General features: G+C 41.4%; 21 protein-coding genes and 1 pseudogene. 11 read left to right on the top strand and 11 right to left on the bottom strand.

The annotated features are described in order from the left end of the window. Positions 1-46: 46 nt before the first annotated feature. From BIW53_RS19265 to BIW53_RS19285, 5 genes are all read right to left on the bottom strand, one after another. Entirely contained in the window at positions 47-1,438 is a 1,392-nt protein-coding gene (locus BIW53_RS19265) for a S41 family peptidase (protein WP_070993651.1), read from the bottom strand. 162 nt (positions 1,439-1,600) lie between these two features. After that, positions 1,601-2,293: a DUF4386 domain-containing protein gene (locus BIW53_RS19270; RefSeq protein WP_070993652.1), complete on the bottom strand. Its 693-nt coding sequence runs from the start codon at positions 2,291-2,293 to the stop codon at positions 1,601-1,603. Positions 2,294-2,382: 89 nt separating this feature from the next. Beyond that, positions 2,383-3,540 (bottom strand): helix-turn-helix domain-containing protein, encoded by a 1,158-nt coding sequence (locus BIW53_RS19275; RefSeq protein WP_070993653.1) that lies wholly within the window; start codon positions 3,538-3,540, stop codon positions 2,383-2,385. Positions 3,541-3,631: 91 nt separating this feature from the next. Continuing rightward, a complete protein-coding gene (locus BIW53_RS19280; RefSeq protein WP_139158892.1) occupies positions 3,632-4,492 on the bottom strand; it encodes a helix-turn-helix domain-containing protein in 861 nt (286 codons plus the stop codon). A 6-nt stretch (positions 4,493-4,498) separates the two neighbouring features. Beyond that, entirely contained in the window at positions 4,499-5,995 is a 1,497-nt protein-coding gene (locus BIW53_RS19285; RefSeq protein ID WP_070993655.1) for a DUF3612 domain-containing protein, read from the bottom strand. 172 nt (positions 5,996-6,167) lie between these two features. Here BIW53_RS19285 and BIW53_RS19290 point away from each other — a divergent pair, with 172 nt between their 5' ends. From BIW53_RS19290 to BIW53_RS19315, 6 genes are all read left to right on the top strand, one after another. Continuing rightward, positions 6,168-6,650 carry an aldolase/citrate lyase/malate synthase family protein gene (locus BIW53_RS19290; RefSeq protein ID WP_070993656.1) on the top strand — a complete coding sequence of 161 codons (483 nt, stop codon included), beginning with the start codon at positions 6,168-6,170 and terminating at the stop codon, positions 6,648-6,650. Between the two features lie 217 nt (positions 6,651-6,867). Continuing rightward, positions 6,868-8,766 carry a metallophosphoesterase family protein gene (locus BIW53_RS19295; protein WP_139158893.1) on the top strand — a complete coding sequence of 633 codons (1,899 nt, stop codon included), beginning with the start codon at positions 6,868-6,870 and terminating at the stop codon, positions 8,764-8,766. Positions 8,767-9,106: 340 nt separating this feature from the next. Then, on the top strand, positions 9,107-9,970 hold the full coding sequence (kynA, locus tag BIW53_RS19300; RefSeq protein ID WP_070993658.1) for a tryptophan 2,3-dioxygenase: 864 nt from the start codon (positions 9,107-9,109) through the stop codon (positions 9,968-9,970). A 20-nt stretch (positions 9,971-9,990) separates the two neighbouring features. Continuing rightward, positions 9,991-11,178, top strand: a complete 1,188-nt coding sequence (locus BIW53_RS19305; protein WP_070993659.1) for an aminotransferase class V-fold PLP-dependent enzyme — start codon at positions 9,991-9,993, stop codon at positions 11,176-11,178. Between the two features lie 203 nt (positions 11,179-11,381). Next, entirely contained in the window at positions 11,382-11,747 is a 366-nt protein-coding gene (locus BIW53_RS19310) for a cupin domain-containing protein (protein ID WP_070993660.1), read from the top strand. A 531-nt stretch (positions 11,748-12,278) separates the two neighbouring features. Further along, positions 12,279-12,911: a DUF2306 domain-containing protein gene (locus BIW53_RS19315; protein ID WP_070993661.1), complete on the top strand. Its 633-nt coding sequence runs from the start codon at positions 12,279-12,281 to the stop codon at positions 12,909-12,911. Positions 12,912-13,461: 550 nt separating this feature from the next. Here BIW53_RS19315 and BIW53_RS19325 read toward each other — a convergent pair. Then, positions 13,462-14,433, bottom strand: a pseudogene (locus BIW53_RS19325) (transposase). 69 nt (positions 14,434-14,502) lie between these two features. On the opposite strand from BIW53_RS19325, the gene BIW53_RS19330 reads away from it, so the two are divergent. The 3 genes from BIW53_RS19330 (at position 14,503) to BIW53_RS19340 (ending at position 16,644) form a co-directional block, all read left to right on the top strand. Further along, positions 14,503-14,778, top strand: a complete 276-nt coding sequence (locus BIW53_RS19330) for a hypothetical protein (protein ID WP_070993663.1) — start codon at positions 14,503-14,505, stop codon at positions 14,776-14,778. A 417-nt stretch (positions 14,779-15,195) separates the two neighbouring features. Continuing rightward, on the top strand, positions 15,196-15,987 hold the full coding sequence (locus tag BIW53_RS19335; protein ID WP_217495727.1) for a PhzF family phenazine biosynthesis protein: 792 nt from the start codon (positions 15,196-15,198) through the stop codon (positions 15,985-15,987). Positions 15,988-16,038: 51 nt separating this feature from the next. Beyond that, complete coding sequence (locus BIW53_RS19340) at positions 16,039-16,644, top strand: DUF998 domain-containing protein (protein WP_070993870.1); 606 nt, start codon at positions 16,039-16,041, stop codon at positions 16,642-16,644. 99 nt (positions 16,645-16,743) lie between these two features. Here BIW53_RS19340 and BIW53_RS19345 read toward each other — a convergent pair whose 3' ends face one another. The 5 genes from BIW53_RS19345 to BIW53_RS19365 form a co-directional block, all read right to left on the bottom strand. Further along, positions 16,744-17,793, bottom strand: coding sequence for an acyltransferase family protein (locus BIW53_RS19345; RefSeq protein ID WP_070993665.1), 1,050 nt, complete (start codon positions 17,791-17,793; stop codon positions 16,744-16,746). A 111-nt stretch (positions 17,794-17,904) separates the two neighbouring features. Continuing rightward, positions 17,905-18,426 carry a GNAT family N-acetyltransferase gene (locus BIW53_RS19350; RefSeq protein WP_070993666.1) on the bottom strand — a complete coding sequence of 174 codons (522 nt, stop codon included), beginning with the start codon at positions 18,424-18,426 and terminating at the stop codon, positions 17,905-17,907. Positions 18,427-18,532: 106 nt separating this feature from the next. Further along, entirely contained in the window at positions 18,533-19,054 is a 522-nt protein-coding gene (locus tag BIW53_RS19355) for a cytochrome b (protein WP_070993667.1), read from the bottom strand. A 634-nt stretch (positions 19,055-19,688) separates the two neighbouring features. Further along, complete coding sequence (locus BIW53_RS19360; RefSeq protein ID WP_070993668.1) at positions 19,689-20,120, bottom strand: hypothetical protein; 432 nt, start codon at positions 20,118-20,120, stop codon at positions 19,689-19,691. Positions 20,121-20,207: 87 nt separating this feature from the next. After that, complete coding sequence (locus tag BIW53_RS19365) at positions 20,208-20,795, bottom strand: DUF998 domain-containing protein (RefSeq protein WP_084228265.1); 588 nt, start codon at positions 20,793-20,795, stop codon at positions 20,208-20,210. Between the two features lie 498 nt (positions 20,796-21,293). Between BIW53_RS19365 and BIW53_RS19370 the strand changes: the two genes are divergently transcribed. Together BIW53_RS19370 and BIW53_RS19375 are read left to right on the top strand one after the other, a co-directional pair. Beyond that, positions 21,294-21,569: a helix-turn-helix domain-containing protein gene (locus BIW53_RS19370; protein ID WP_070993669.1), complete on the top strand. Its 276-nt coding sequence runs from the start codon at positions 21,294-21,296 to the stop codon at positions 21,567-21,569. Beyond that, positions 21,562-22,797, top strand: a complete 1,236-nt coding sequence (locus BIW53_RS19375) for a type II toxin-antitoxin system HipA family toxin (RefSeq protein WP_070993670.1) — start codon at positions 21,562-21,564, stop codon at positions 22,795-22,797. Before BIW53_RS19370 ends, BIW53_RS19375 begins: the two co-directional genes overlap by 8 nt. Positions 22,798-22,894 lie beyond the last annotated feature (97 nt).

Consider the following 22,894-nt stretch of genomic DNA (forward strand, 5'->3'; position numbering starts at 1 on the left):
GTGTAACACCGTGGCACTAAATCGCCACGGTGTTTTATATCGACCTCTAGAGCGAAGCGTTCTCAGCCAGCTTTGCCAGTTCATCTTTTAGGTGCTTTTTATGATACTCATCTTTGACTTGCGTTAGAGCCATTGATAGCAATTTTCGCGCAGCCACTTTATCACCTCCCTGTGCTAACGCTTGCGCCCAATAACCGTAAATAAACCCTGAATTTGGAAACTGTTGAGCATTCGCTTCAAGTAATAGTGCAGCTAAGCTAGGCTGTATTTCGATCACCTCCAGCGCAAGCTCAGTCAGGGCAAACCGATCAAGTTTTAACTCTTTAAAAAGTAATGCTAAATTTGTTAAATAGAGCTGCTTTTGTGCATCATCATAAGTAAGGTTAGCGCTGACTTTTTCAAGTAAAGTAAACAGCTTTTGGATGTCTTTTTGCCTTTGTAGCTTTGTGGCTTGCCAACGCACTGCGACTTGCTTTTTAGCGAGTGAAACAGCCTTGTCGAGAGCCTGTTCGGCATCAACTTTAACGTGAGGCTCGACACCTGTCGTTTCCCAGTTGGTTTTGGTGACAGGATTAATCGCTGTGCCAGTGGCTATAAATGCGCTAAACACATCATTGATTGCAAACATATCACCTGGATTTGCAGCGCCACCAGTATACTCTCCTACTAAGGTTGCTCGATTACGCGTTCTCATGTTGTAACTAAACTCTTCAGCAGCTGAAAAAGTACGCTCACTGGTTAGTATATAAAGCGGAATGTCTGTAAGCTTTTTACCACCCACGTCACTGAGCACATAAAAATCTTGTGTTTCATCTCCTTCGCGATAATAAAGGCTATTGAGCAACAACTTGTCGGCGAAAAAATAACTACAAAGATACTGCACAGTATGGGGCGAACCGCCACCGTTTTTACGCACATCTATAATAAGTGCCTCAGAAGATGACAACAGCGTCAGCGCCGCATCCAAATAGGGCTTGGCGTCATCTAAGACATGAAAGCCATTAAGTTTTAAATATCCAATATTGCCTTCGAGCATACTTGCCTCAATCACTCCTTGAGAACCTATCCCCACGGGTGCTGGCATCAATAATTCTTGCTGTAGTCTGGCTTTTGCGCCTACTTTAGAGTCCGTATTTGGGTTCATACGCACTCTTAAATGGCGGTCTTTTGCTTGTATTTGAAGCCACTTGGTTAGCGCTTTCGCAAAGCTTTCTGGGTTTTGATATTGAGAAAATTTACCCGCATTAAAGTCACTTTGCAGTTTTGCTGACACATTTTTAGCAATATCTTCAAACACATATTCTTCTACTAATATAGAAGATAGTTTGGCGATGGTTTGCTGCTTGGTTTGCTGAGAAAAGTCGCTGGCGAATGACACGCTACTAAGCAGGCCGCTTAGTACAACACCACCTAAAATATGAGTTAAGCCTCGTTTCATGATCACTTATCCTAAAGTTACTGTCCAAGCATAACGTATCGGAAAAACACCATGAGAAATTGTATAAAAGTAAAGTTGAGCAATTTTATTGTTCATGTGCCATGCCCACTTACCTCGCTCTTAGATTAAGAGTAAGGTAAGTGAACGGTGAAATAAATAAACTTAACCCTTTGTTTTTATTCCTTTGAAAAATAACCACAGTCCAAATAACAACTCAAACAGTGCTCCAGGGTACATGGCATATTGCAGCTCTTTAGGTGCATCGACCATTGCGACATTGACCACACCATAGCCAATCATAGTGATGTAGGTAACCATACCCCAAATGGCTAACGCTTTTGGCACATAATTAGACTTGTAAAATAAATAGCAGTAGATGACAGCACCCACACCCATCACTGGCAGAAGTATGTAATAAGCAACACCGCTGGATTTAATAAACAAAATGGCGAGTGCTCGTAATTGCTCAATGTTGAAGGCTCCTAAGTAATCAGCATTACTCAGAATGACCAAAGGCATAATATAAAAAATAAGAGTTACAAAACCGAGAATGGCTTCAGCTGATCTAAAAGCGAATCCCATTAAGGCCATACCTTTATGAACTGGCTTGAGAACCTTATAAAGCCCCCAAGACAACATCAGCACCAATGTGTACATTATAAAGTCAGCAGCAATAGCAAATCTAAAAGCTTGCTCGAACTGGCTCATTGCTTGTATTGGATCCTCTGCACGAAAAATTACACGTTTATCGAACATGACTCTTGGTAAAAAGCCGAATAAAATAACCAGCGAGTAAAAAATCCCCGTTATTTTTACATAGTTTAGGTTACTACCCTGTGCATTCTGCGCGTTCATTATTATACCTCTTGAATTTCAGTAATTTGATGCGTGCAGTATGCGAAGTTTGTGCTATCGAGTCGTCGTAATGGGCCTATTCGAACGAATTAATTCAGTATTTTTTCGTTGCTTGTGCTCTTTTGTTGCTTTTTAAATGCTGAGGGCGTTAAACCCGTTTGCTTTTTAAACGCGGTATTGAACGTAGATTTAGAGTTAAAGCCAACCTCATAGGCGATAGTGGACACTAACTTACCCGTCGTCAGCAGCAAAGTTTTAGCCAGCTCTATACGGTAACTATTCACGAAGTGGAAAAAGTTCATTTGTAAGTGTTGCGACAAGGTTTCTGATATATGATTCTCACTGATGCCAATTGCATTTGAAAGTTTGTTAAGCGACAACTCTTCTTCCATAAACATATGATCTTCAAGCATAACTTTTTCTAACTTAGCAGCTATTTGTGCCATCCTTTGTTCGCTCAACATGGTGGCTCTGGTGTCATTCGCCTGTGGTTTACCTTTTTCTGATTCGTCCAACACAGACTGTTTTAGCGCTAAGTGCGCAAAGGCCACCAACACCACAGCTTCAAATAATGGCAATACAACACCGGTTCCAAACCAGCGCCAGCCCATGAATACCATGACGTATTCCACTGAATACATAAACCACGCAATGCCCCAAAGGATCAACACGACTCTAAACCAACCCATAGATTGACGTTCAATGGATGAGAACCTGTCCATCAGTTGCTTGCAATGGCGATGATGTAGTTTTAAAGTCGCAACTAGGTATATGCCAGTAAAAACAATAAAGACGAGCATGGTGCCAACACACATAAATAAAGCTAATTTATAATGATCTGGGTCACGCGTGAGAGGGTCAGCAAGCGCAAGCTTTTGCTCTGAACTTAGACCAAGAACAAATGGCAGCATAGGTAAAATAGCCAGCAATGGCCCAGTTAAAGCTATCAAGTAAGTGCGCTGCGAAGGCGCCTTATTTGGTGACATACAAGCATAAGCATAAAGATACAGCGCCGGACCCAATAACATTCTAATAGGTAACTGCGCACCAACGAGCCCTGGAGCATATTGATAAGCGCCTGAATATAAAAACAGCTCACCCAGAACATTCACCATCAAAAGCAATAAAAGCCCTGCTAAGAAAGTGGTGGTTTTTTGTTTTTCTCTGGTAGCTACATCTACTAGGGAAAGCGCAATCGCGCCCAACATGCCCGAATAGATCACTGTTTGTACAACATCAATGTTCATTTAACTAACAACCCTTTGTTTTATATGCTTATATATTTTAAACCACTATTTTAGTGCTTAAAGCTAGCACTAAGTTCAGACACAATACGTCTTAGTCAGCTTGGATAACTGGACTGTATGAACCACCAAAGCGCTTGGCTATCTGTGTAATTGTTGCTGCATCAAAACTGCGATCTTTAAAGAATACTTTGGGCGTGCAATCCAGTATACCTTTGAATTCTCTAATTAAGTGTGCTTGATCGTAAAACCCAGCAGCAATTGCACTGTGTGTCATTGACGGCAGTTTACCTGAGTGCTCCAGCATCAAAAAGTGATTAAGACGCCAAATTTGGCTCATCTCCTTTGACAGCAAACCACAGTGCGCCAAAAAGTGCTTGCGAATGGTTACTTTACTCAATGAAAAGTTGTCACAAAGCGCTTGTACTTGTATATCTCCTTTATTTCTCAGAATGAAATTAGACTCAGCCCTGAATATTGTTGGCACGGTAAAGTTTGCCTTGCTTAGCACTTTTTCTATTAACCAAGTTTGCGCAAGATGGGTGCATACAGCCAACCGTATATCAGCTGTTTGTTGTTTGTTTTCACTGAGTGACTCTACAATTTGACTGGCAAGTCCGCTACCGCCAAAATTGCGCGTTATACTTTGTATCGTGTTTTTGATTTCTAGTGCGTTAAATTGAGGAAAAGGTAACAGTGCAAATGGCTTCAGACGAATGGTGAACACCCAACAGGGTTCTTCCGCTATGAGTTGATATTGGCGAGTATGTTGGCCGACCAGCCACATTGACGGCAATAGCAGCTGTTTGTCTGCACCGTAAAGAAGCGCCTGTGTATTGATAAAAATATCAAACACACCTTGTGGCACACTCCTTTTAATGCCATGTACTTGCTCTAAGCAAAAGCACTCCACATAGTCGATTAACCTTGGGGTAGGCAAACATTCTATTTTCACTTTTTATTAAGCCTCATAACAGCCCGGTTGGCGTGGACACGCATTACCACGTGTACAAATCACCCGAACTTCGCTGCTCAAACCACGCTCTATCCACCCAATATTGAGAATACGCGCTACACTCAAAAGTTGCTGTTTAAGGCTGTGAGGGATCACACTCGCACCTCCATGTTTAATACACAGAGCCTGTAGCTCAGCCACAACGGCCTCTGCGTCCATGCCTTGCGCGGTAATTGCTGGATTAAGATCAAGACCTGCACACAAAACATGTGAGTTTCCGGCTAAGTCTTTCACCTGTACAGACTCACAACAATAGAGCCTAGGTTTGCCATCTACCAGTAAGATTGATAACTGAGTACTGCTTTGTTGCGACAATTCAGCAAACTTTCTAAATACCGCCCAATGCTGGCAAGGGTCCTGAACGGTTCTCATATTCCCCCATGGCAGCGGAATGCCATTGCCTCGATAGACAGCCTTTAACTTGCCAGGCTGGTAGGCATCAAAATAGTGCCAATGAGGATAAGGTGAAACCACCGTCATGCGTCGCATTGCAACCGATGCGGAGATATTTAATTGCTCATGTATGTTTACTTCATAACCATGGCTGTCCAACAATTGCCGAAACGGCGCTTTTGGACATAATAATGCCCCCGCAAAAAAACTGGCTTCGAAGTCACGCCAAGCGTTCAAAATATCCTGTGCGTTAGGAGTATCGTTTGTAGGGGGTGCATTATCGCGAGTGCCGCCCACGGTTAATCGACACTGTAGTCCTTCTTGATTGTGTAGGACTGCGTGACCAATGTGTACCGCCAAGTCATATTTCAATCGACTTTCGCGACTTTTCAATACACGATTTAAATACACCTTGTTGGGTGCACAAAAATAGGAAGTGGTTAAATGTTTCGTCACTTCGCCTTCTTCACTCAGTTGCGTGCTGCTAGATTCATCGAACCAGTGCAATTCAAGCGCGTGCGAGCGAGCAATTGTCATCAAGTCTTCACTGTTAAGGTAGAGGTTTTTATTGCCTACTTCTTCGGCTGCCCGCTCTAAGTCGGGAAAGTGGTTTTGATGATGCTCTTGGTGTGCGCGTATCAGCAAGTGAGCAAACTGACGGCCACTGATCCCCGTCTGGGATAGCATCTCTGGTATGGCAATTTGCAAAATATCGTTTGAGAACAAAAAATTTGGCTCAAGGGCCATGCCCGAGATCCCGCCATGATTACCTTTAGCAGGTATGATATTGGTAGCTTCTGGTTCATTATCCAAGAACCAAGAGACCGGTTTTTGGAATACTTCGGAAAGATTCTCAAGCATACTTTCACTAGGTGTGCGCTTGCCCCGCTCAATCATCGACAAATAGGATACTGAAGGAGCTGATTGCGCATCAACCCGAATACAGCGCGCTGATAAATCTTCCAAAGTCAGGTGGTTACGCTTTCTCAAGTTACGAATTTTTGTGCCCAAGAAATGGGATTTTCGCATCAAACTTTGTTCTTTTTTCATTATTTTTATACCAACAAATTCACCTACCTGTGTTTGAAAATAACACAATTTGTAAAATTTACACTGTAAAATTCTTTTTGTGAAATTATCTAAAAAAGTCGCATACACTGAATTTGAACACTCTCACTAATCACGTACACAATTACAACGACCAGGAATGAGGTAACAAATTATGACAGCACTCACCCGTTCAAATTTTGAAACACAACCAAAAAGCTGCCAAAAACTCAGCATTGCAAAACAATATCTTGATCAGCACTGTCCGCTCGATCATGGCTCTCATCTACAAGCTACCCACTATGTTGTTTACTACAACCACCTGATGGCGTTTTTTGCTGATGGCAGTCATTGTGGTCTGAAATACCCAAAACAATTTGTTGCTCTATGTGGGCACAGAGATGACCCCAGTGCAATTTTGCTCAAAAAATCTGACAACTTGCATATTGAAATCGCGTTCAACCGCTGTGGCGAAACCGGTAAAATTGACCACGCCAATATTGACGACATTCAGGTTGAAACTCAACTGAGCAGCGTAGAACATCAAGCTCAACAGGTGCAACTTAATCGTATGTGGATGAGCTTTTTAACTGGCGTTCAGACCGCGACTCATTGTAAGCAATATACGGCTAAGGATGGCAACGACTACCTGCTGTGAGCGACGTGCATAAACATCATCAAGGCGCTGAAAGTAATACCAGTGCCTTGATTTTGTGCCAATTTTATATCTTTCAATAGTTGTCCCTCACCATCACAAGCCAAAGTACCAGTGTTATCTGTGTAAACCATAGGCGGTGGCATTGTGCTCGCACCTCACTTAAGGCTATATTTCCACTATTCTCATGGAAATTAATGAAATGGAAGGAATAATGGATATGAAAGTACTGTGCGGCCCCATGCTTAGAAGGGTCGACTCACAAACAGCCTGCATATGGCTGATCATACATGGAGAGTTTGAGCAACAAGCACTCAGCGCATCAACCACATTAATGATGGCACCGTTGAATGATGCAGCACACATTGACAGCATTCAAATTGGCAACAATTTAAATGCGGTTATGGTTACGATGAAAGCGCCACAAAGCGGCTGGCCAGAACAAGATTTAATACATTATGATTTACATTATAACCACGTCAGTCTCTTTCAAGCGCAATATTTTAATGGCCCTTTGCCAATTTACCCGGGCCATTCGCTACCTTGCTTTCGCTATCTTGCAGAAAATCACAAAATCCTCAATGCATCTTGTCGCAAACCTCACGGTGCTAAACAAGACGCTTTAGCTGCATACGATAGAAGTGTCGAACACAGTAACAAGCTGGATAAGTTACCTGATGTCGCATTTTTCACTGGAGATCAAATCTATGCCGATGATGTTGACCCGCAAGTTGCTAAATACCTGTTTGAGCAATCGCAGTTGCTATTTAACGATGAAGCACTAGCAACCCCTGTAGATAACAATACTGCACACTGGCAAAGTCACTTAAGCGCACTGGGCTGGCAAAATCGACATTTATTGCTCAATAAAAAAGAAGGATTTTACACGACACAAGGCCATCAACACCTTCTGGGCTTTCGCGAATATATATTAATGTACATGCTTGCTTGGGGAGGTCTGTGCCATGAACTTGCAGAACCTACCGATAAGCTACCCAGCAAGCGTAATGCACTCCCATATAAGGAGCGAAAACGGATCCGCAATGAGTGGGAAAGCTATGCTAAAGCCAATAATTTCGTAAAACAAAGCTGGCGTGTCCGGCGCTTATTGGCCCATATCCCCAGCTATATGATGCTCGATGACCATGAAGTTACTGATGATTGGAATTTGACTAAACAAGTTACCAATCAGCTCAGCAAACCATCAAGTCTAGGCCAACAAACTGTAACCAACGCTTTGGCCGCCTTTACTATCTGTCAAGCATGGGGTAACAACCCAGCACAGTATCAAAACCTTATCAATGAGGTACTGCCAAGCTATATAAGTAAGCTGAGCCAATACGATGCGACCTGCTACCAACAAACTTTTGAGTATCTAAATGGTCATAATTTTTCCACGCTGACCCCAACCTTACCCGTTGCACTATTGGTTGATACCCGCACTCAGCGGAGCTTTCGCCCAAATAAGCCTCTGTCACCCTTATTAGTCGATGACCAAGGCTTAGCTCATATCCGCTCCCTGCTATCAACACTGGATACTCACACCGAACGTTTGATAGTACTCTCTCCAGCTCCTGTGTACGGTTTTAGCCTTGTAGAGAATTTGCAGTTAGGCACCGTCAAACTATTTGAGCACAAAGCGGCAACAGGCGCTGACGGTGAGTGCTGGATAAGTGATGAACAACAAATGGCGAAGTTCTCAGATACCATCACTTCATTAAGCAACCTCAAGGAGTGTTATATTCTCTCTGGTGACGTGCATTATGGCTTTTGTAGAAAAAGTACATTTGCACACCCTAGCAATGGCCATGACGTTACATTTTGGCAATTAACCAGTAGCTCGATTTCAAATCGGCCAACAGGTAGCATTGAGATGGCCCTAAATGCTCTGCACAGAAGTGCCGTATTTGGTATCTCTTTGAACCCATTCTATAAAGAAAAAACCAAATACCTAAAACCCGAGAGTTGGCAAGGTAAATTCCTATCAGGTCATTTAAACTTAGGTATTTTAGCGCTGGATAACATCAATAAACATCAGTATTCAATGCACGTACTTAGACCTAACGGCAAATGGAAAGAATGGCAATATAATTTGAATCAGCCTAAATTATTGGGATAAATCAATTGGAGGCAGCTGTGATTTATCTAGCTGACTCCAATTCGTGATGGCTTGCTTTATTACATGTATGCTTAAAAATTAACCGCGACAAAAAAGTAACTATGTCACTTATGCTTCTGAACGTTAATAAATAAGCTCATTCTCATAAACCTGAGATGGCATTCCACAGTGCAATAATCTTTGTACCATTTTCTGTGTGTAAAGTTATATACACACTCACAATATCACCAACTCATGTGTACATTTTGTTGTTCTGTTAATTGGTTGTTATTCTTGGGCAAACTATCTTTAGTCGCATACATGTCAAATGCTGCGACTTTTGCTAAAGCAGGAATAAACCATGAGTTGCCCATACCATTCTGACAACAAACCTAGTAATTACCGCGCCATGGAAAAAGACATTCATACCGATTTTAAGGATGATATGTCATATGGTGACTATTTAAATCTTGAAAAGGTACTCAGTGCCCAGCACCCATTATCTGACCAACATGATGAAATGCTCTTTATTGTTATTCATCAGGCCAGTGAACTTTGGTTAAAACTTGCCGGTCACGAACTAAACGAAGCGATTGAAAACATCAAAAATGGCGACTTCGGTCATGCCTTTAAGGTGATCTCTCGTGTAAAGCAGATCTTGAGCCAACTGACTCAATCATGGGGCATACTCTCCACATTAACACCTGTTGATTATCTGAAGTTTCGCGATGCACTGGGTCATTCATCTGGTTTCCAATCATACGGATATCGAAAGATTGAATTTTTGCTTGGTAATAAAAATACCGAGTTACTTAAAGTACACGAAAGCAACCCAGCCGTGCACAGCGAACTCAGTGATATTTTGCATAAACCTAGCTTATATGACGAAGCATTAATCGCACTGCAAGCCCAAGGTCTACCGATTGATCAAAGTGTATTAGACAGAGACTTTAGCCAGCCGTACGAAGCCAACCAAAGTGTGTTAGATGCCTGGCTTATGGTCTACCGTGATGCTGATAAATATTTCCACCTGTACGAACTAGCCGAAAAGCTGGTTGATATCGAAGATAGCTTCCAACAATGGCGTTTTAAGCACATGTACACAGTACAGCGCATCATTGGAAATAAAACTGGAACGGGCGGCTCATCAGGTGTTGAATTTTTGAAAAAAGCACTAGATATCAGCTTTTTCCCTGAATTATTTGAACTACGTACGCACTTGTAATCCAACTCGGAGCCTTAACTATGACCACTGAACTTGCTCTAGAGCTGCAACCTCATTACAGTGACTTTAAAGTTGATAAGCGCATTTTGCTCTCTGGACATTCTCACCAGGCTTGGCCCAATGTTGCCAAAGATGGCTTGCTAGAATGTTATCAAGATGCCGCGTTGCACGTTGACGACAAATGGTCCAATGCCTTTGCCAAAGCACAGCGCGTGAAAGATTTTTACAGCTCACTATTGGGTGAACCAGATGCCGAGATCACACTAGGAGCCTCTACCCATGAGTTGCTGTTACGCTTTTTATCGGACCTAAACTGCTTTAAACAACCAACTTCTAGAGCGGTTAAAATTGTTACCACGGATGGTGAGTTTCACTCTATGCGCAGGCAGTTAAATCGCTTTAAACAACTGAATATGCACATTGAGATTGTGCCAGTTGTCCCCAGCGAAACGCTTGCGCAAAGGCTCATTGATAAAATTGACGCACAAACCGATGCGGTGATGATCTCCGCGGTCTTTTACGGCACAAGTGAGATTTTCCGTGATGTTGGCGCGGTTGCCCAACATGCTCATTCACACAATGTTCCTTGCTTGGTTGATACCTATCATGCTTTGAATGTGGTGCCATTTGATATTAAAAGCTGGCAACTTGAACATGCCTTTATCGTCTCTGGTGGTTATAAATACTGCCAAGCTGGCGAGGGAAACTGCATGATGCGCGTCCCCAAGGGCTATAATGGCAGTCCAATTATCACTGGTTGGTATGCGGAATTTAGCGCGCTGAACCAAGCCCCAGGACAAGTGGGTTATGGGCCAGGGGCAAGTGCATTCGACGGTGCAACTTATGACCCAAGCAGTCACTACCGCGCCGCTGCTGTGTTTGACTTTTTTGCCGAGCAACAGCTTACACCGACCAAACTCAGAGCCATTAATCAGCAACAAATTGCTCAGCTTAAAAATGGTATTACTACGGTGCCTAAGCTGGCAGACGCCTTTACGCTTGCGGCTCACCCACTTGAGAACAATGGTGGATTTTTGGCACTCACCACCGCCCATGCCAGTCAATGGGTTGCCAAACTCCATGAGCATGGCATTCAAACCGATAGCCGTGGCAGTCAATTAAGATTGGGGCCTGCGCCTTACATCAGCCAAGCGCAAATTGATCAGGCTTTAAACATTATGGAAGATATCGTCGGTAACTTATCGTAGCCCATATGCTATCACCACGGTGCAACGCCGTGGTGATACTAACTTAACAACCGTAAATACAAACCTAAATTGAAATTTTTTCCTTACAAAACAAAAATTAACCTACTGTTTCGATGAGCCCACACGACTTTACACAGGTACAACAAGAGAGTAAATTCATAGACTAGCTACAGCGGTTTCCCTTCTTTTATTAGGACAGATTTATGTCATCGGAAAAAATCAATTTACAAGAAAAACTCGCTAAGTTCAGTGAGCATTGGTCTCCTCGTGTTATTGCGCAAATGAATGATTACCAGTTTAAGCTCGCCAAATTTAAAGGGGAGTTTACTTGGCACGCCCACAAAGATACCGACGAAGTATTTTTAGTGATTGAGGGTAAGATGGGTATCGAGTTCAAAGACAAAGTGGTTGAACTTTCTGAGGGCGAAATGTACGTGGTGCCCAAAGGGGTGGAACACAAACCCTTTGCTCACGAAGAGTGTAAAGTCATGTTGATAGAACCCGCTGGCGTAGTCAACACCGGTGACGCTGGCGGTGAACTGACTGCCCAAAATGATGTGTGGGTTTGAGGTTATTAACCTCAGTAACTCGCACTGGGTTCCAAAGTTTAGGTTGTGGGATAGCGTTAGTTGGTTGTTATTCTAATGCTTGGTGTTAACACAAAAGTGGACCATCAGCGTAACTCGTTTCTGCCCCATTATGAGTTAACGTGAATGTTCTAAGCGCGGCTTAGACCGAAGAACGGCCGTTGGTAGCGAGCAAAGCTATGAGCGAGGAATGGACATTCAAAATCTAGACTTAAAAACAATCGATTCTCGTTATGTAATTTAAGCGGCTTCTCGTTAAAACTTTCTTAAAAACTTAACCTATTAATTTTCTTGCTATTTTAAATGTGTATTCTCGTTATGTAATTTTATTCATTCTCGATTAAGTAAATTCTCGGGTATGGGGTAGTCGAAACAATTGTAATTCCTTGTAGCTATGTGTAAGTTGTTAATAATTAGATTATTAAAAATCGTATTTTGATAATTCTGGCAATTGACATATTAAGTGTTAACAGGAATTCTCGATAATACGCTGTTAGGCATCAAGGAAGGCATATGAGCAAAAAAATCTTATGGAGTATAATGACTCTTTCAGCGGTACTGGTAGCTATTTATGCTATAGGGCTTCTTGCTATGCCTAGTATTAGGCCACCTTTTATTCAGAACCTTTTTACAAATTTTCCCAGATTTACATCGATTCATTTTATGGGCGGTGCTATTGCAATAGTATTCGGAGCTCTTCAATTTAGTACTTTTATTAGAATAAAGTACTTATCTCTTCATCGATTGCTCGGTCGATTTTATGTTGGAGCCATATTGTTTAGCGGCATTTCTGGTTTTGTTTTGGCCGTTAATTCAGTAGGCGGTTTTTATGTACAATCAGGATTTGGCCTTATGGCTATCTTTTGGTTGGCGACAACCATCAATGCTTATCGCCTGATCCGTAAAGGCGATGTTAGGTCGCATGAAAACTGGATGATTCGAAGCTATGCCGTTACTTTAGCTGGTGTAACTTTAAGGCTCTACCTCGGTCTTAGTATGGTACTGGGAGTAAAGTTTGTCGATGCATATCCCGTTTTGGCATGGATTTGCTGGATTCCAAACTTATTAATAGCTGAGCTATTCCTTAGGAAGAGAATAAATAAAACTAAAAAAAGTACCAATCAAAGCTTACCAGATGCGTGCTAATTGTTTATCTAAAAGCAATTGAGAATTGATGCCTAACAAGTCATTTAAACCGGACAAAAACAGTTGGCCTTTTGCTCCAGAAATTCAAAGGACAGCCACTTTAAAAAGACATTAAACAAGCTCTCAATAACAAACCAGCTAACTTTGTCGCTAGATGTTATCAAAATCATGCCTACTATGGGTAAGTGATTGAAATCAATGGGGTCAGAGTTGTTGATTTTATAAGAAAATAAGTGACACCCATCACTATTAATGAAATCAATGAAATCAATGGGGTCAGAGTTGTTGATTTTATAAGAAAATAAGTGACACCCATCACTATTAATATCCAAGCTAAGAAAATAAGTGACACCCATCACTATTAATATCCAAGCTGAGGAAGTGAAGTAAAAAAGTATAAAAATACTTCAATCACTGGGTACAAAAACTTTTTTCGATGGGCCAATTTTAGCGCCCAAGCGTATCTCTACACCAAAACCGGGTTATCGCGCACGACAAAGCGCTGTAAATACAGAAGTAAGAAATTCTAGAATTGAGAATGTGAGTTTTGCTAAGCCAACAAGCGCTCGCAGTTTGTTAGGTTTGTCCGTCGTCGTTTTTGCAGTGTTTCACATTAAGCGGTTATTGTTCGCTCTCGACCTACTGCACCATGGAATACCCGAGAAAATTGCGTGGTGAGTTTTATCCAGTTCTCAGGTTCGATATTTAATCGAGTAAGAATGGGTTGCGCTTCGTTGATATAACCGCGTTTATCGGCTCGAATACTCTGGCCTGTGAGTTCAACCAACTCAATATAGGATTTGAGTTCAAAAGGTAGCCCTTTAGGCATATGTTTTCGTGGGCTGCCCGCAAAGCGTAGTAGGCTTTTTGGTTGTTTGCCCTGTTTAGCGTGGTCGATGCGTTTTTTGATGCTGGTGTAATCTGAGGTTTCCGGCGTTGCGGCGATTTTAGCTCTAATGGGGTTCAAGTCTACATATGCTAAACACGCAGCCAGCGCAGCCTCGTCTAGTAATGCTTGGGATTTAAATCGTCCTTCCCAGAATCGGCCTGTACAATTATCTTCTTTATTTGCTCGGCGGGCGATGTCTTCGTTAAGTACCCGCATAAACCAGCTAATATCTGCGAGTCTTTCCCTGTACTTGGCGACTTGCTCATTAAATATCAACTGCTCCGACTCATTGAGCGGTTCACCTTCAGTGAGTTTATGGGTTATCCAATTACCTTTAAACAGCTTATGCCATCGTATCACAATCGCTTCATCCGACAGACGCATAGCCTTTTTATCATCAACATATAAAACAATGTGGGTGTGATTACTCATCACAGCATAAGCACAGACATCAATACAAAACACAGACGCCAACATCAAGAGTTTTTCTTCAACCCAATCACGGCGGTGTTCATATGATTTTCCAGTAAATTTATCTTCACCGCACAGAAATGCTCGTCTTACGCAACGGGAGATACAGTGGTAATATTTGGTGTCGGTTAAACTGATTTGTCTTTTACGGGCAGTTGCCATAGTTTGGTTTCCTCAATCCTTTGAGTGTAGAATTAAAGCTTAGGCGGCATCTTAGGAAGGTGCAAATTAGTGGTGGGTGTCAGCGATTTGGCGATTCAAACCCTTGAGAAGAGGTATATAGCTGAAGTTGAGGCTAATGAGACTACGATAGAAAGCCTCAAAGCTCAGTATTTCTTTCTTCGAGACCTGATATCGGAATCTGGCGATAAACTTGTATCGGCTGTAGAGCACTATCTCAAGTGGCTTGAATTTCAAATCAATGGCAAATCAATGGGGTCAGAGTTGTTGATTTTAATAATACTATTTAACGGCTACTTTTGGCACAAAGCTGTCATTAGTCTCTAACACGTTTATGTCCAGAAACGAGCTAGAGCGATTATAGTGGCACTACAGTATCATAATATAAAAGTTGCAATGATTTCTTTTTCGGAAGCGCTAAATAAATTAAATTAAGTGGACACCCACCTTAACTTCAATGTTAGTGTTTATCAACGTCGGATGGCGTGGCTTCGCCACTTATCCGACCTACGGCAATATAACTGTAGGGTGGATAAGCGCAGCGCCATTCAACAATCTGGCAAACCACTCATACATCAATAACAGCAATTAAGTGGACTCCCACCCTAACTTTCCCACCCTAACTTTAATGCGTTACTACACTTTACATTTTTTAAATTGAATTGTGTTTAATCTTTGCGCACAATGACTTGCATCAGGTGCTGGCATCCAATGCCGCGTTATAAAACCAGAGGAGTGAGTCAATTGAAAATGGATATATTCGTTGTTGATGCGTTTACCAGTCAACAATTTAAAGGTAACTCTGCGGCTGTTGTGCCGGTAAAAAACTGGTTATCTGATGAGTTAATGCAAAATATCGCCGCTGAGAACAACCTCTCAGAAACCGCCTTTATCAAGGAGATTGATGCTAACAAATACGAGATCCGTTGGTTCTCGCCACTGACCGAAATAGATTTTTGCGGCCACGCCACCTTAGCGTCTGCTTTCGTGCTATTCCATGAGTTCGGTGTTGAGGCCCAAATCGAGTTTATCACCAAAGCAGTTGGCAGCTTGACCGTTGTTCTAAACGCAAGCAACGAGATTGCAATGACCTTTCCCAACCAAAAGCCACAGAGCGTTTCATCCGTACCAAAACAACTACTCGAAGGGCTGTCAAAAAAACCAACAGAAGTACTCATCAATAGGCAAGCTTACTTTGCTGTCTTTGCTAACGAACAAGATGTTTTCGACTTAACTTACTCATCCGAACAATTACGGCAGCTCGCGCCATTGGATGTTGTCGTCACAGCACCATCCAACGAGTATGACTTTGTTTCTCGTTACTTTTGGCCTGCAAATGGCGGTGATGAAGACCCAGTTACAGGCTCAATTCATGCTGGGCTTGCCCCTTATTGGGCTGAAAAGTTAGGCAGAACCGAATTAATTGCTTACCAAGCTTCAAAACGCGGTGGTGTACTTACATGTCATGTTGCAGATACGTCTATCGTTGTCTCAGGTAATGGGGTGTTATACCTCAAGGGTAAAATCAACGTTTAGATTTATGACGTACTAGCGTTTGGAAGATCAACATACAAAGGAAATGTGATGATGTTTGAGAGTATTGCAGTTTATTGTGGATTCATAGCCTCTGTTTGGGTTTTCATTGGTGTTTATGTGGCAAGTCGATACTACCCCGGCTACAGTCACACTAAACAATTTTGCAGTGAGTTAGGGGCAACTGGTAGCCCTACAGAGAAGTTGTCTCCCTTAATTAATAATTATCCGCTGGGGTTGCTATTTTGCTTCTTTGGCTGGCACTTAGCGCAGCTTTCCAACGTTTCTGTGCTCGTTAATGCTACCGGTTGGCTTGTCATTGCACATGGAATAGGTACTTGGGTTGCGGGTTATTTTCCAATGGATGCAGACCCTTATACCAAAACTCCCAGCTTTAATTGTAAAATACACACTTGGGCAGGTTTTGTTATGTTGCTTTCGTTAATTATTGCACCAATTTTAATTGCCATCAGCCCAACGACCGAACTGGTTACGCTATCTTTTCGTATTTTTTCAATCTTTTGTGTTATTGCCACTGTTTGCACTTTGGTTGCTTTGACCAAAGCCTTTAAAGCGCAAAATAATCCCGGCATCCATCAACGTATTTCTTATGGCTTTCAACTACTTTGGTTGAGTGTGTTGTCATTCATATTGGTGTAGCGGTAAATAAACAATAACTAAGCGAAGGAGCTACCACCCCTTCGCTCACTTGTACTCACGGTGTTTATTCACTGGCGATATTATCAATCACGATGGTCGTTACACCGCAGACTGTGACGTCACGCCCGAGTGGCTGCTTTGATTCGGTGAACCCGCACGCCGAATAATCTTAGCAATGGGTCGCTCAAAAAGTCGAAATGACAAGTAAGCAACGAGCACACTTAACAGCAGAGACAGCACCAGTTTTAACTCAATCGAAATTGATAGATGATTAACTGCATTGATAATTGGCATATGTAGCAAATACAATGAATAAGATATTTTCCCAACAAAGTCCCCCACTCTATTGGCCAACAACACATTGTTATCTGGGACTAAAAACACCACGCAAAAGAATACCGCCCCCATTAACAATAACACCTCATAGCTCAGCCACATTCTATGTTTGGCATCGGATTTAATGGGCGAAAATTCAGGATATAACAATGGAATCAAACACAGCGCCAGAATAAACCAATGCTTTTTGAGATAACTGGGGATCACTGCTGATTTATAATGCATGCCAAATAGCATCCCAACAAAAAAGTAGGGAAGTGATCTGAGCACATTAAACTCGTTGTATGGCACCCCTTTAATATCACCAAATATTTTCGGGAAATTAGTCAAAAACAAGCCTATCATCACCGCGACGACCAACAGATAGATATACCCTGCGCGATGTTTTGCTAGCGACCAAAATACTATGAAAATCAAGTAAAACTGTATTTCGGGGGGAATAGACCAAAGTACACTTTCACCATACAAGAACAGTAAGTGACCGAGTAAGGCATTCACATCGGGTATCTGGTACAAGCTATCGTTACCGACCTGTGTTAACAAATACGACCCCATAACAACCAGTAGATAAAGTGGTAATACTCTGCCCGCTCTAGCTAAAAAATAGTGACTGACGTTATCTTTAGTAAATCCCTGTTCTAAATAGAGATATGACATCAAAAATCCACTCAACATAAAAAACAGCATCACACCATATGCCCCTGAGCCACCTCCTAGCACCCCTTCGAGCCAATTGGTGATGTCGCTAAAGTGGGTGAAAAAAACGATGAGCGCTGCAAGCCCACGAAGCGTATTGAGTTTTCTTATTTGCATAGTACTTTTCCCTATTTATTATTTTTTTAGTCAATTTGCTACACAGTGTGATGGTATATCCCGTGAAATCGAGCAAACTTATTCAAGCTGTACCTTGCGTATGGATACGATTTATCTAATGAGTGTTGAGGGGCCTTTCCAAGTGTAAATAAATTCTTTTGCTTTATTACCACAGGGAGTATGCCAATAGCCCTCTGAGCGTTTTTGTCCACCTAATGCTTCATAAAAGCCAATCGCCTTTGGGTTGCATTCCAATACTTCTAGATATACACCAAGATCTTTGTAGTGAGTGTGTACCCACTTGGCCGCTGACGAGAGTAACTGAGTGCCAATCCCTTTTCCTTTGGCGTCTGATGTGACATGTAGGTTATCTATAATACTACCAAACTGCGGATGCTTATCGCCAAAAACACAGATAAAACCACTAAACACACCGTTTAACTGGGCTATTAAAACCAGTTGATTATCACTTGGCGCCGTTAACCTGTCTGCCCATAGTTGAGTGCGTTCTTCAATCACTCGGTGCGCTAAGTAGTCAGAGGATAAAACCTCTGTATAGTTTTCCTGCCAACTTTTGGCATGTAACTGTGCAATATCGTGAAGATCATTCGCTGTAGCGGCTCTGATAAACATAAATAGACTGCCTTTATGGATTTTTTCTCAGCCTAGCTTTTTTTTGACACAAAACCAAAGCTTTGCGTTTATCTACAGGTTGCTATGCGATAGACCACGTTGTTGCTCACCACAACATACGCTGCAAGATTTTTTTACCTGCGCGTTGATGTATTATCACTGCGAAAACATGGAGTATGATCAATGCCGTCAATAGGTAGCTGACATATTGATGAACCCAAGAAAAAAATTGTGAAACCTGAGTTTGCTCTATCAATGGCGGGATTGTTATCAGCCTGAACACTTGAAATTCGCTGCGCATCATTAGCAACCCAGATATAAATAAAAGCATAACTAACAAATACATAGTTATATGTACATAGCGTACACACAAGATCTGTGCAGCGCTCAGCTCCCCCTGATAACAGGGCCTAGCAGTGCGTGCTGCATGAATAATCCGTACACAAAAAATGGGAATAAACACCGTTGTAAGGGATACATTAAACTCACTAATAAGTAATTTCCATTCGCTTTTCCCCCCAACTGCAACAAGGAAGAGCCCTGAAAACGTGGCCCAAAGAATCACAATGGCTGATAACCAATGCAATACTTTGGCAAGTGTGTCGAACTTAGTCACTGAAGTTTCCATATCTACGTACCATTTATACACTCAATCTAGCTTTAGATTGCAGTCTAAAGGCATCAAGGTTAATTTTTAGTTAAATATGTAGCACAATTGAATATTAGCTATTTTAGTGAAATTGCAAGAGAGGTATTTTTGTAACTATTGCGCACAGCTTTATTGTCTTCCATCTGCACTTCGCCCAAAGTTTACTACTTTCAAAGCGATGAATTCACTTACGAACCTTTAGATGTAAATACATTTGGAGGCGTTGCTTGGCAATGAGTCGTTCGGTATCTATATTTGAAAAGTTATATTGCTGACCCTTTCAAAGGAGTTGAAAATGGTTAAAAAAATAATAGCGATGATAACTAAATGGGTCGGCATAGGCGGGCTCATTGCAACGTTGTTGATATCTGTTTCTATATAGACTCAGTAGTTTATAAAAGCTGGCCTGATAGAATGAGGGTCGTGTTTGCCTCTTTAGGTACTTTTATGAACTCGATTGTGCCTACAGCACACGCATCTACTGTAGAGTGTAAGAGTATGAAGGCAAGACAAAAGCCTACATATTGAGCAAACTAAAGCTGCCACGCTGATTATATGGATAACCAGCAAAAAGATTTAATCAATGTGTTGCGTCCATTCGTTGCTGCGCTTGTTAGCTATGGTTTCCAACCGAGAAAACTTGTTTAACAATAGAGTCACCAACTTTGTCTCTTGGAATTGCCAACTTGTCCATCATAGCAAAAATTATATTTGCAAAAGCTTGATTTGAAACTTCTTCGCTGAATCCCGAATTACTTCTTATTTTTACAAATTCATTGTACTTATTTATAACTTCTGGAGACTCGCTGTATGCAAATGGTATTTGATTGAAAGCTGATACAAACCTTTCATAACCAGGTCTATCTGGGAAATTTAAAATGTATCTAAAACCAGCTACATCTCTTAATATTCTTGTCTGGTAATCTACAATAACCCTCTCCTTTTCGTAAGATTTCGTCCAGTAAATAGTAATACCTGTAGCAATAATTGTTGCTAACAATCCAGAGATTACAGAGGGGATAATATACTTTTTCAAATAGCGCAAAATATTTCCTTTGAGTAGCTAACACCTAAATAACAGGCTACGTAATGGTTAGCTAAAATTGTGAGTGCATCGAAACGTAGCCAACTGTTACGTATCCTTGTTTATTTTCTTGTTAGCTACCGATACAACTTGATAGGCAGCTAGCCCGTACCATACAAGAGTAATTGCAACCCAAACTCGCTGCGTAACTCCTTTGTACTCGATAGGCATGAATCCATAACTAAAGAACCAGAAGAAAACAATATGAATTAATGTTATTAAAACACAGAAATCTTGGAAGTTCTTTGAGGAATAATAATCATTCATTTCTAAGGCGAATAAAACAGGAACTACTATTAATATCGTTGTTAGACCATACAGATCATGCAATGGACTACCTAGAATAAATATACCAGCAAAAATCCATGTTATGCCAAATGAAAACATGGTTAAAAAAGTAAATTTGGCTCTAGCAATCGAAAGACAAGCTATTGCGAATAGGCACATCGACAAGCCAATTAGCACATCAGCAAGTCTATGAGAGTAAGCAAAGAACTGCGCTTCCAAAGCTAGTTCACTAATATGTTGAGTTACAACACTATAGCCTGATACCAATAGCCCTACGAATATATTATAAAAAGCGAATACAGGAATAAACATCGCTTGCTTGATTGCTAATAAGTTATTTTTATTCAATGAGTACTCCAAATTTCAAAAGGTAGCTAACTATTTAATAGTGCGAAAATCGCGCACTTTTCTGAATGATTTAGTTTTAACAAAATTGATAACTAGTTGCCAACGTTATCAAAAATATATGTTGTTAATTTTTAGAGCAAGATTAATAAAACTCACAAGTATAGTAGCCGTCCGTAATTCGCCCGCTTGAGACTTCTGTACTCCAGAATTCAGGCGCTTACTTCTCAATATGTCTCATACTGGAAAATATACCCCGCAGCCCCCTCTTCTATAACTGAAGGATGTTAGCCTGCTCTTTTATTCTGTCACTATGATAGCAAATACAACTCAAAAAACCTTATTTTTGCTATTATAGTAGCACCTTAACACTCCCAATAATGGCCTCTAGTCGTGTTAATTAAGCAATGACTATCAACCCCATTTATTTGCTACAATAATAGCAATAAAATAAATATTCATGCTACAATTGATACTATAGTGACAATTTTTGAGGCATGTATGTTATCTCTCTATACCGCTTATGATTTGCAGATGGATCTCAAAGAATTTATCAAATCCGCTCGAAAAAAAGATAAACTCAGCGTTCGGAAGATGGCCGAACTATCTGGTGTGCCTTACGCGACGATCCGAAAGTTTGAGTCATCTGGAAATATCTCATTGCGCCAGTTCCTCATGCTTTATGAGACTGTCGGTGACTTGAAAAAAGTGAAAGAGCTGACAAAGTCGTCTGAGCCTGAATTTAAATCAATAGAGGATGTGCTCCGACATGCTTAAATCACCCCTAACCGTAAAACGAACGCTTAGCACAGGTGAAAAGGTACTTGTCGGCAAGCTCGTTGAAAATAGTCAGCAAAGCTTCTTTCAATTTGATGAGGCTTATTTAGGCACTCACCCAACCTCTCTGGCTCCATTCAATTTAAAGGCTGATACAAGCCTCCAAGCTGCGCCTAGAGAGCCACATTACGGCATTCACGGGGTTTTTGGAGATAGTCTCCCTGATGGCTGGGGTCTTTATCTCATGGATCGTGTATTTAGGCAAAACGCTCATAACCCAAAAGAAGTTACCGCCCTAGAACGTTTGGCTTATCTAGGTGATAGATGTATGGGTGCGTTGAGCTATGAGCCAGAATTAGATTTACTTGATGAACCCACGGAGTCGATTGATATCATTACCCTTGGCCAAGCTGCAATTGAGGAGTTTGAAGGCACCGAGTCTGCTTTGCTCGAGCATTTAATGAGAACTGGTGGTTCGGGTGGTGCTAGGCCCAAAATGAACGTTACACGTTTATCGAATGGGGAATATACATCATTAGATAATGCACTAGGAACAAAGCTTATCGTAAAGCTGACATCTGAAAAGTTTGACTTGAAACACTCTGAATCATTAGTCGAATATTGCTACATGCAGATGGCCCGTGATGTCGGCATAGAGGTTCCTGAATTTAATTTAATTGATGCAGGCAATGGACGATTTTGGCTAGAGCAGGAACGATTTGATTGCACCGAGCAAGGCGGTCGAATTCATATGATTTCTGCGTGCGGATTGTTAGATGCACCGTTTCGAGAGCCTTCTTTGGATTATGTAGATTTAGTTAAAGCGACACGCATCATGTGTGGTGTCACTGAGTCTCAAAAGCTCATTAAGCGCTGCATGTTTAATTACCTGACGGTTAACCAAGATGATCACAGTAAGAACTTTAGTTTTCTTGCCAGTGACGCCGATAACTGGACGCTATCGCCTTTCTACGACATTGTTTATAGCCCTTATAAAGAGCATATGACGGCATTTGGTGGTAATGGCCGAACGCCAAAGAGCGCACTAGACCAGTTAGCTGCTCAGTCAGGGTTATCTTCTAAGAAAGCGATTATGATTATGGCTGAAGAGATCTTCGAAATAACTCGTTCGTTTAGTCATCAAGCCAAACATCTAGGCTTACCACATACGCTTATCAAGGAGATTGATAAGCATATGGTCGAAAAATTTAATACTTTGACAGGGTAGTGTAAATTGAGGTGCAATTTTAATTTTCCACCTATTTTATTGAATTTAAATAGGAAAAAAATTATGGCTAGCTAGAGAGTAAATATTCGTTCCTCAC

Origin of the sequence: Pseudoalteromonas byunsanensis (assembly GCF_001854475.1) — a bacterium.
Taxonomy (GTDB): Bacteria; Pseudomonadota; Gammaproteobacteria; order Enterobacterales; family Alteromonadaceae; genus Pseudoalteromonas; species Pseudoalteromonas byunsanensis.

What these genes read in the sequence shown, in the direction of transcription:
- BIW53_RS19265 (WP_070993651.1), bottom strand. Translation starts at nt 1,438, where the DNA reads ATGAAACGAGGCTTAACTCATATTTTAGGTGGTGTTGTACTAAGCGGC.
- BIW53_RS19270 (WP_070993652.1), bottom strand. Translation starts at nt 2,293, where the DNA reads ATGAACGCGCAGAATGCACAGGGTAGTAACCTAAACTATGTAAAAATA.
- BIW53_RS19275 (WP_070993653.1), bottom strand. Translation starts at nt 3,540, where the DNA reads ATGAACATTGATGTTGTACAAACAGTGATCTATTCGGGCATGTTGGGC.
- BIW53_RS19285 (WP_070993655.1), bottom strand. Translation starts at nt 5,995, where the DNA reads ATGAAAAAAGAACAAAGTTTGATGCGAAAATCCCATTTCTTGGGCACA.
- BIW53_RS19290 (WP_070993656.1), top strand. Translation starts at nt 6,168, where the DNA reads ATGACAGCACTCACCCGTTCAAATTTTGAAACACAACCAAAAAGCTGC.
- BIW53_RS19295 (WP_139158893.1), top strand. Translation starts at nt 6,868, where the DNA reads ATGAAAGTACTGTGCGGCCCCATGCTTAGAAGGGTCGACTCACAAACA.
- kynA (WP_070993658.1), top strand. Translation starts at nt 9,107, where the DNA reads ATGAGTTGCCCATACCATTCTGACAACAAACCTAGTAATTACCGCGCC.
- BIW53_RS19305 (WP_070993659.1), top strand. Translation starts at nt 9,991, where the DNA reads ATGACCACTGAACTTGCTCTAGAGCTGCAACCTCATTACAGTGACTTT.
- BIW53_RS19310 (WP_070993660.1), top strand. Translation starts at nt 11,382, where the DNA reads ATGTCATCGGAAAAAATCAATTTACAAGAAAAACTCGCTAAGTTCAGT.
- BIW53_RS19315 (WP_070993661.1), top strand. Translation starts at nt 12,279, where the DNA reads ATGAGCAAAAAAATCTTATGGAGTATAATGACTCTTTCAGCGGTACTG.
- BIW53_RS19340 (WP_070993870.1), top strand. Translation starts at nt 16,039, where the DNA reads ATGTTTGAGAGTATTGCAGTTTATTGTGGATTCATAGCCTCTGTTTGG.
- BIW53_RS19345 (WP_070993665.1), bottom strand. Translation starts at nt 17,793, where the DNA reads ATGCAAATAAGAAAACTCAATACGCTTCGTGGGCTTGCAGCGCTCATC.
- BIW53_RS19350 (WP_070993666.1), bottom strand. Translation starts at nt 18,426, where the DNA reads ATGTTTATCAGAGCCGCTACAGCGAATGATCTTCACGATATTGCACAG.
- BIW53_RS19355 (WP_070993667.1), bottom strand. Translation starts at nt 19,054, where the DNA reads ATGGAAACTTCAGTGACTAAGTTCGACACACTTGCCAAAGTATTGCAT.
- BIW53_RS19370 (WP_070993669.1), top strand. Translation starts at nt 21,294, where the DNA reads ATGTTATCTCTCTATACCGCTTATGATTTGCAGATGGATCTCAAAGAA.
- BIW53_RS19375 (WP_070993670.1), top strand. Translation starts at nt 21,562, where the DNA reads ATGCTTAAATCACCCCTAACCGTAAAACGAACGCTTAGCACAGGTGAA.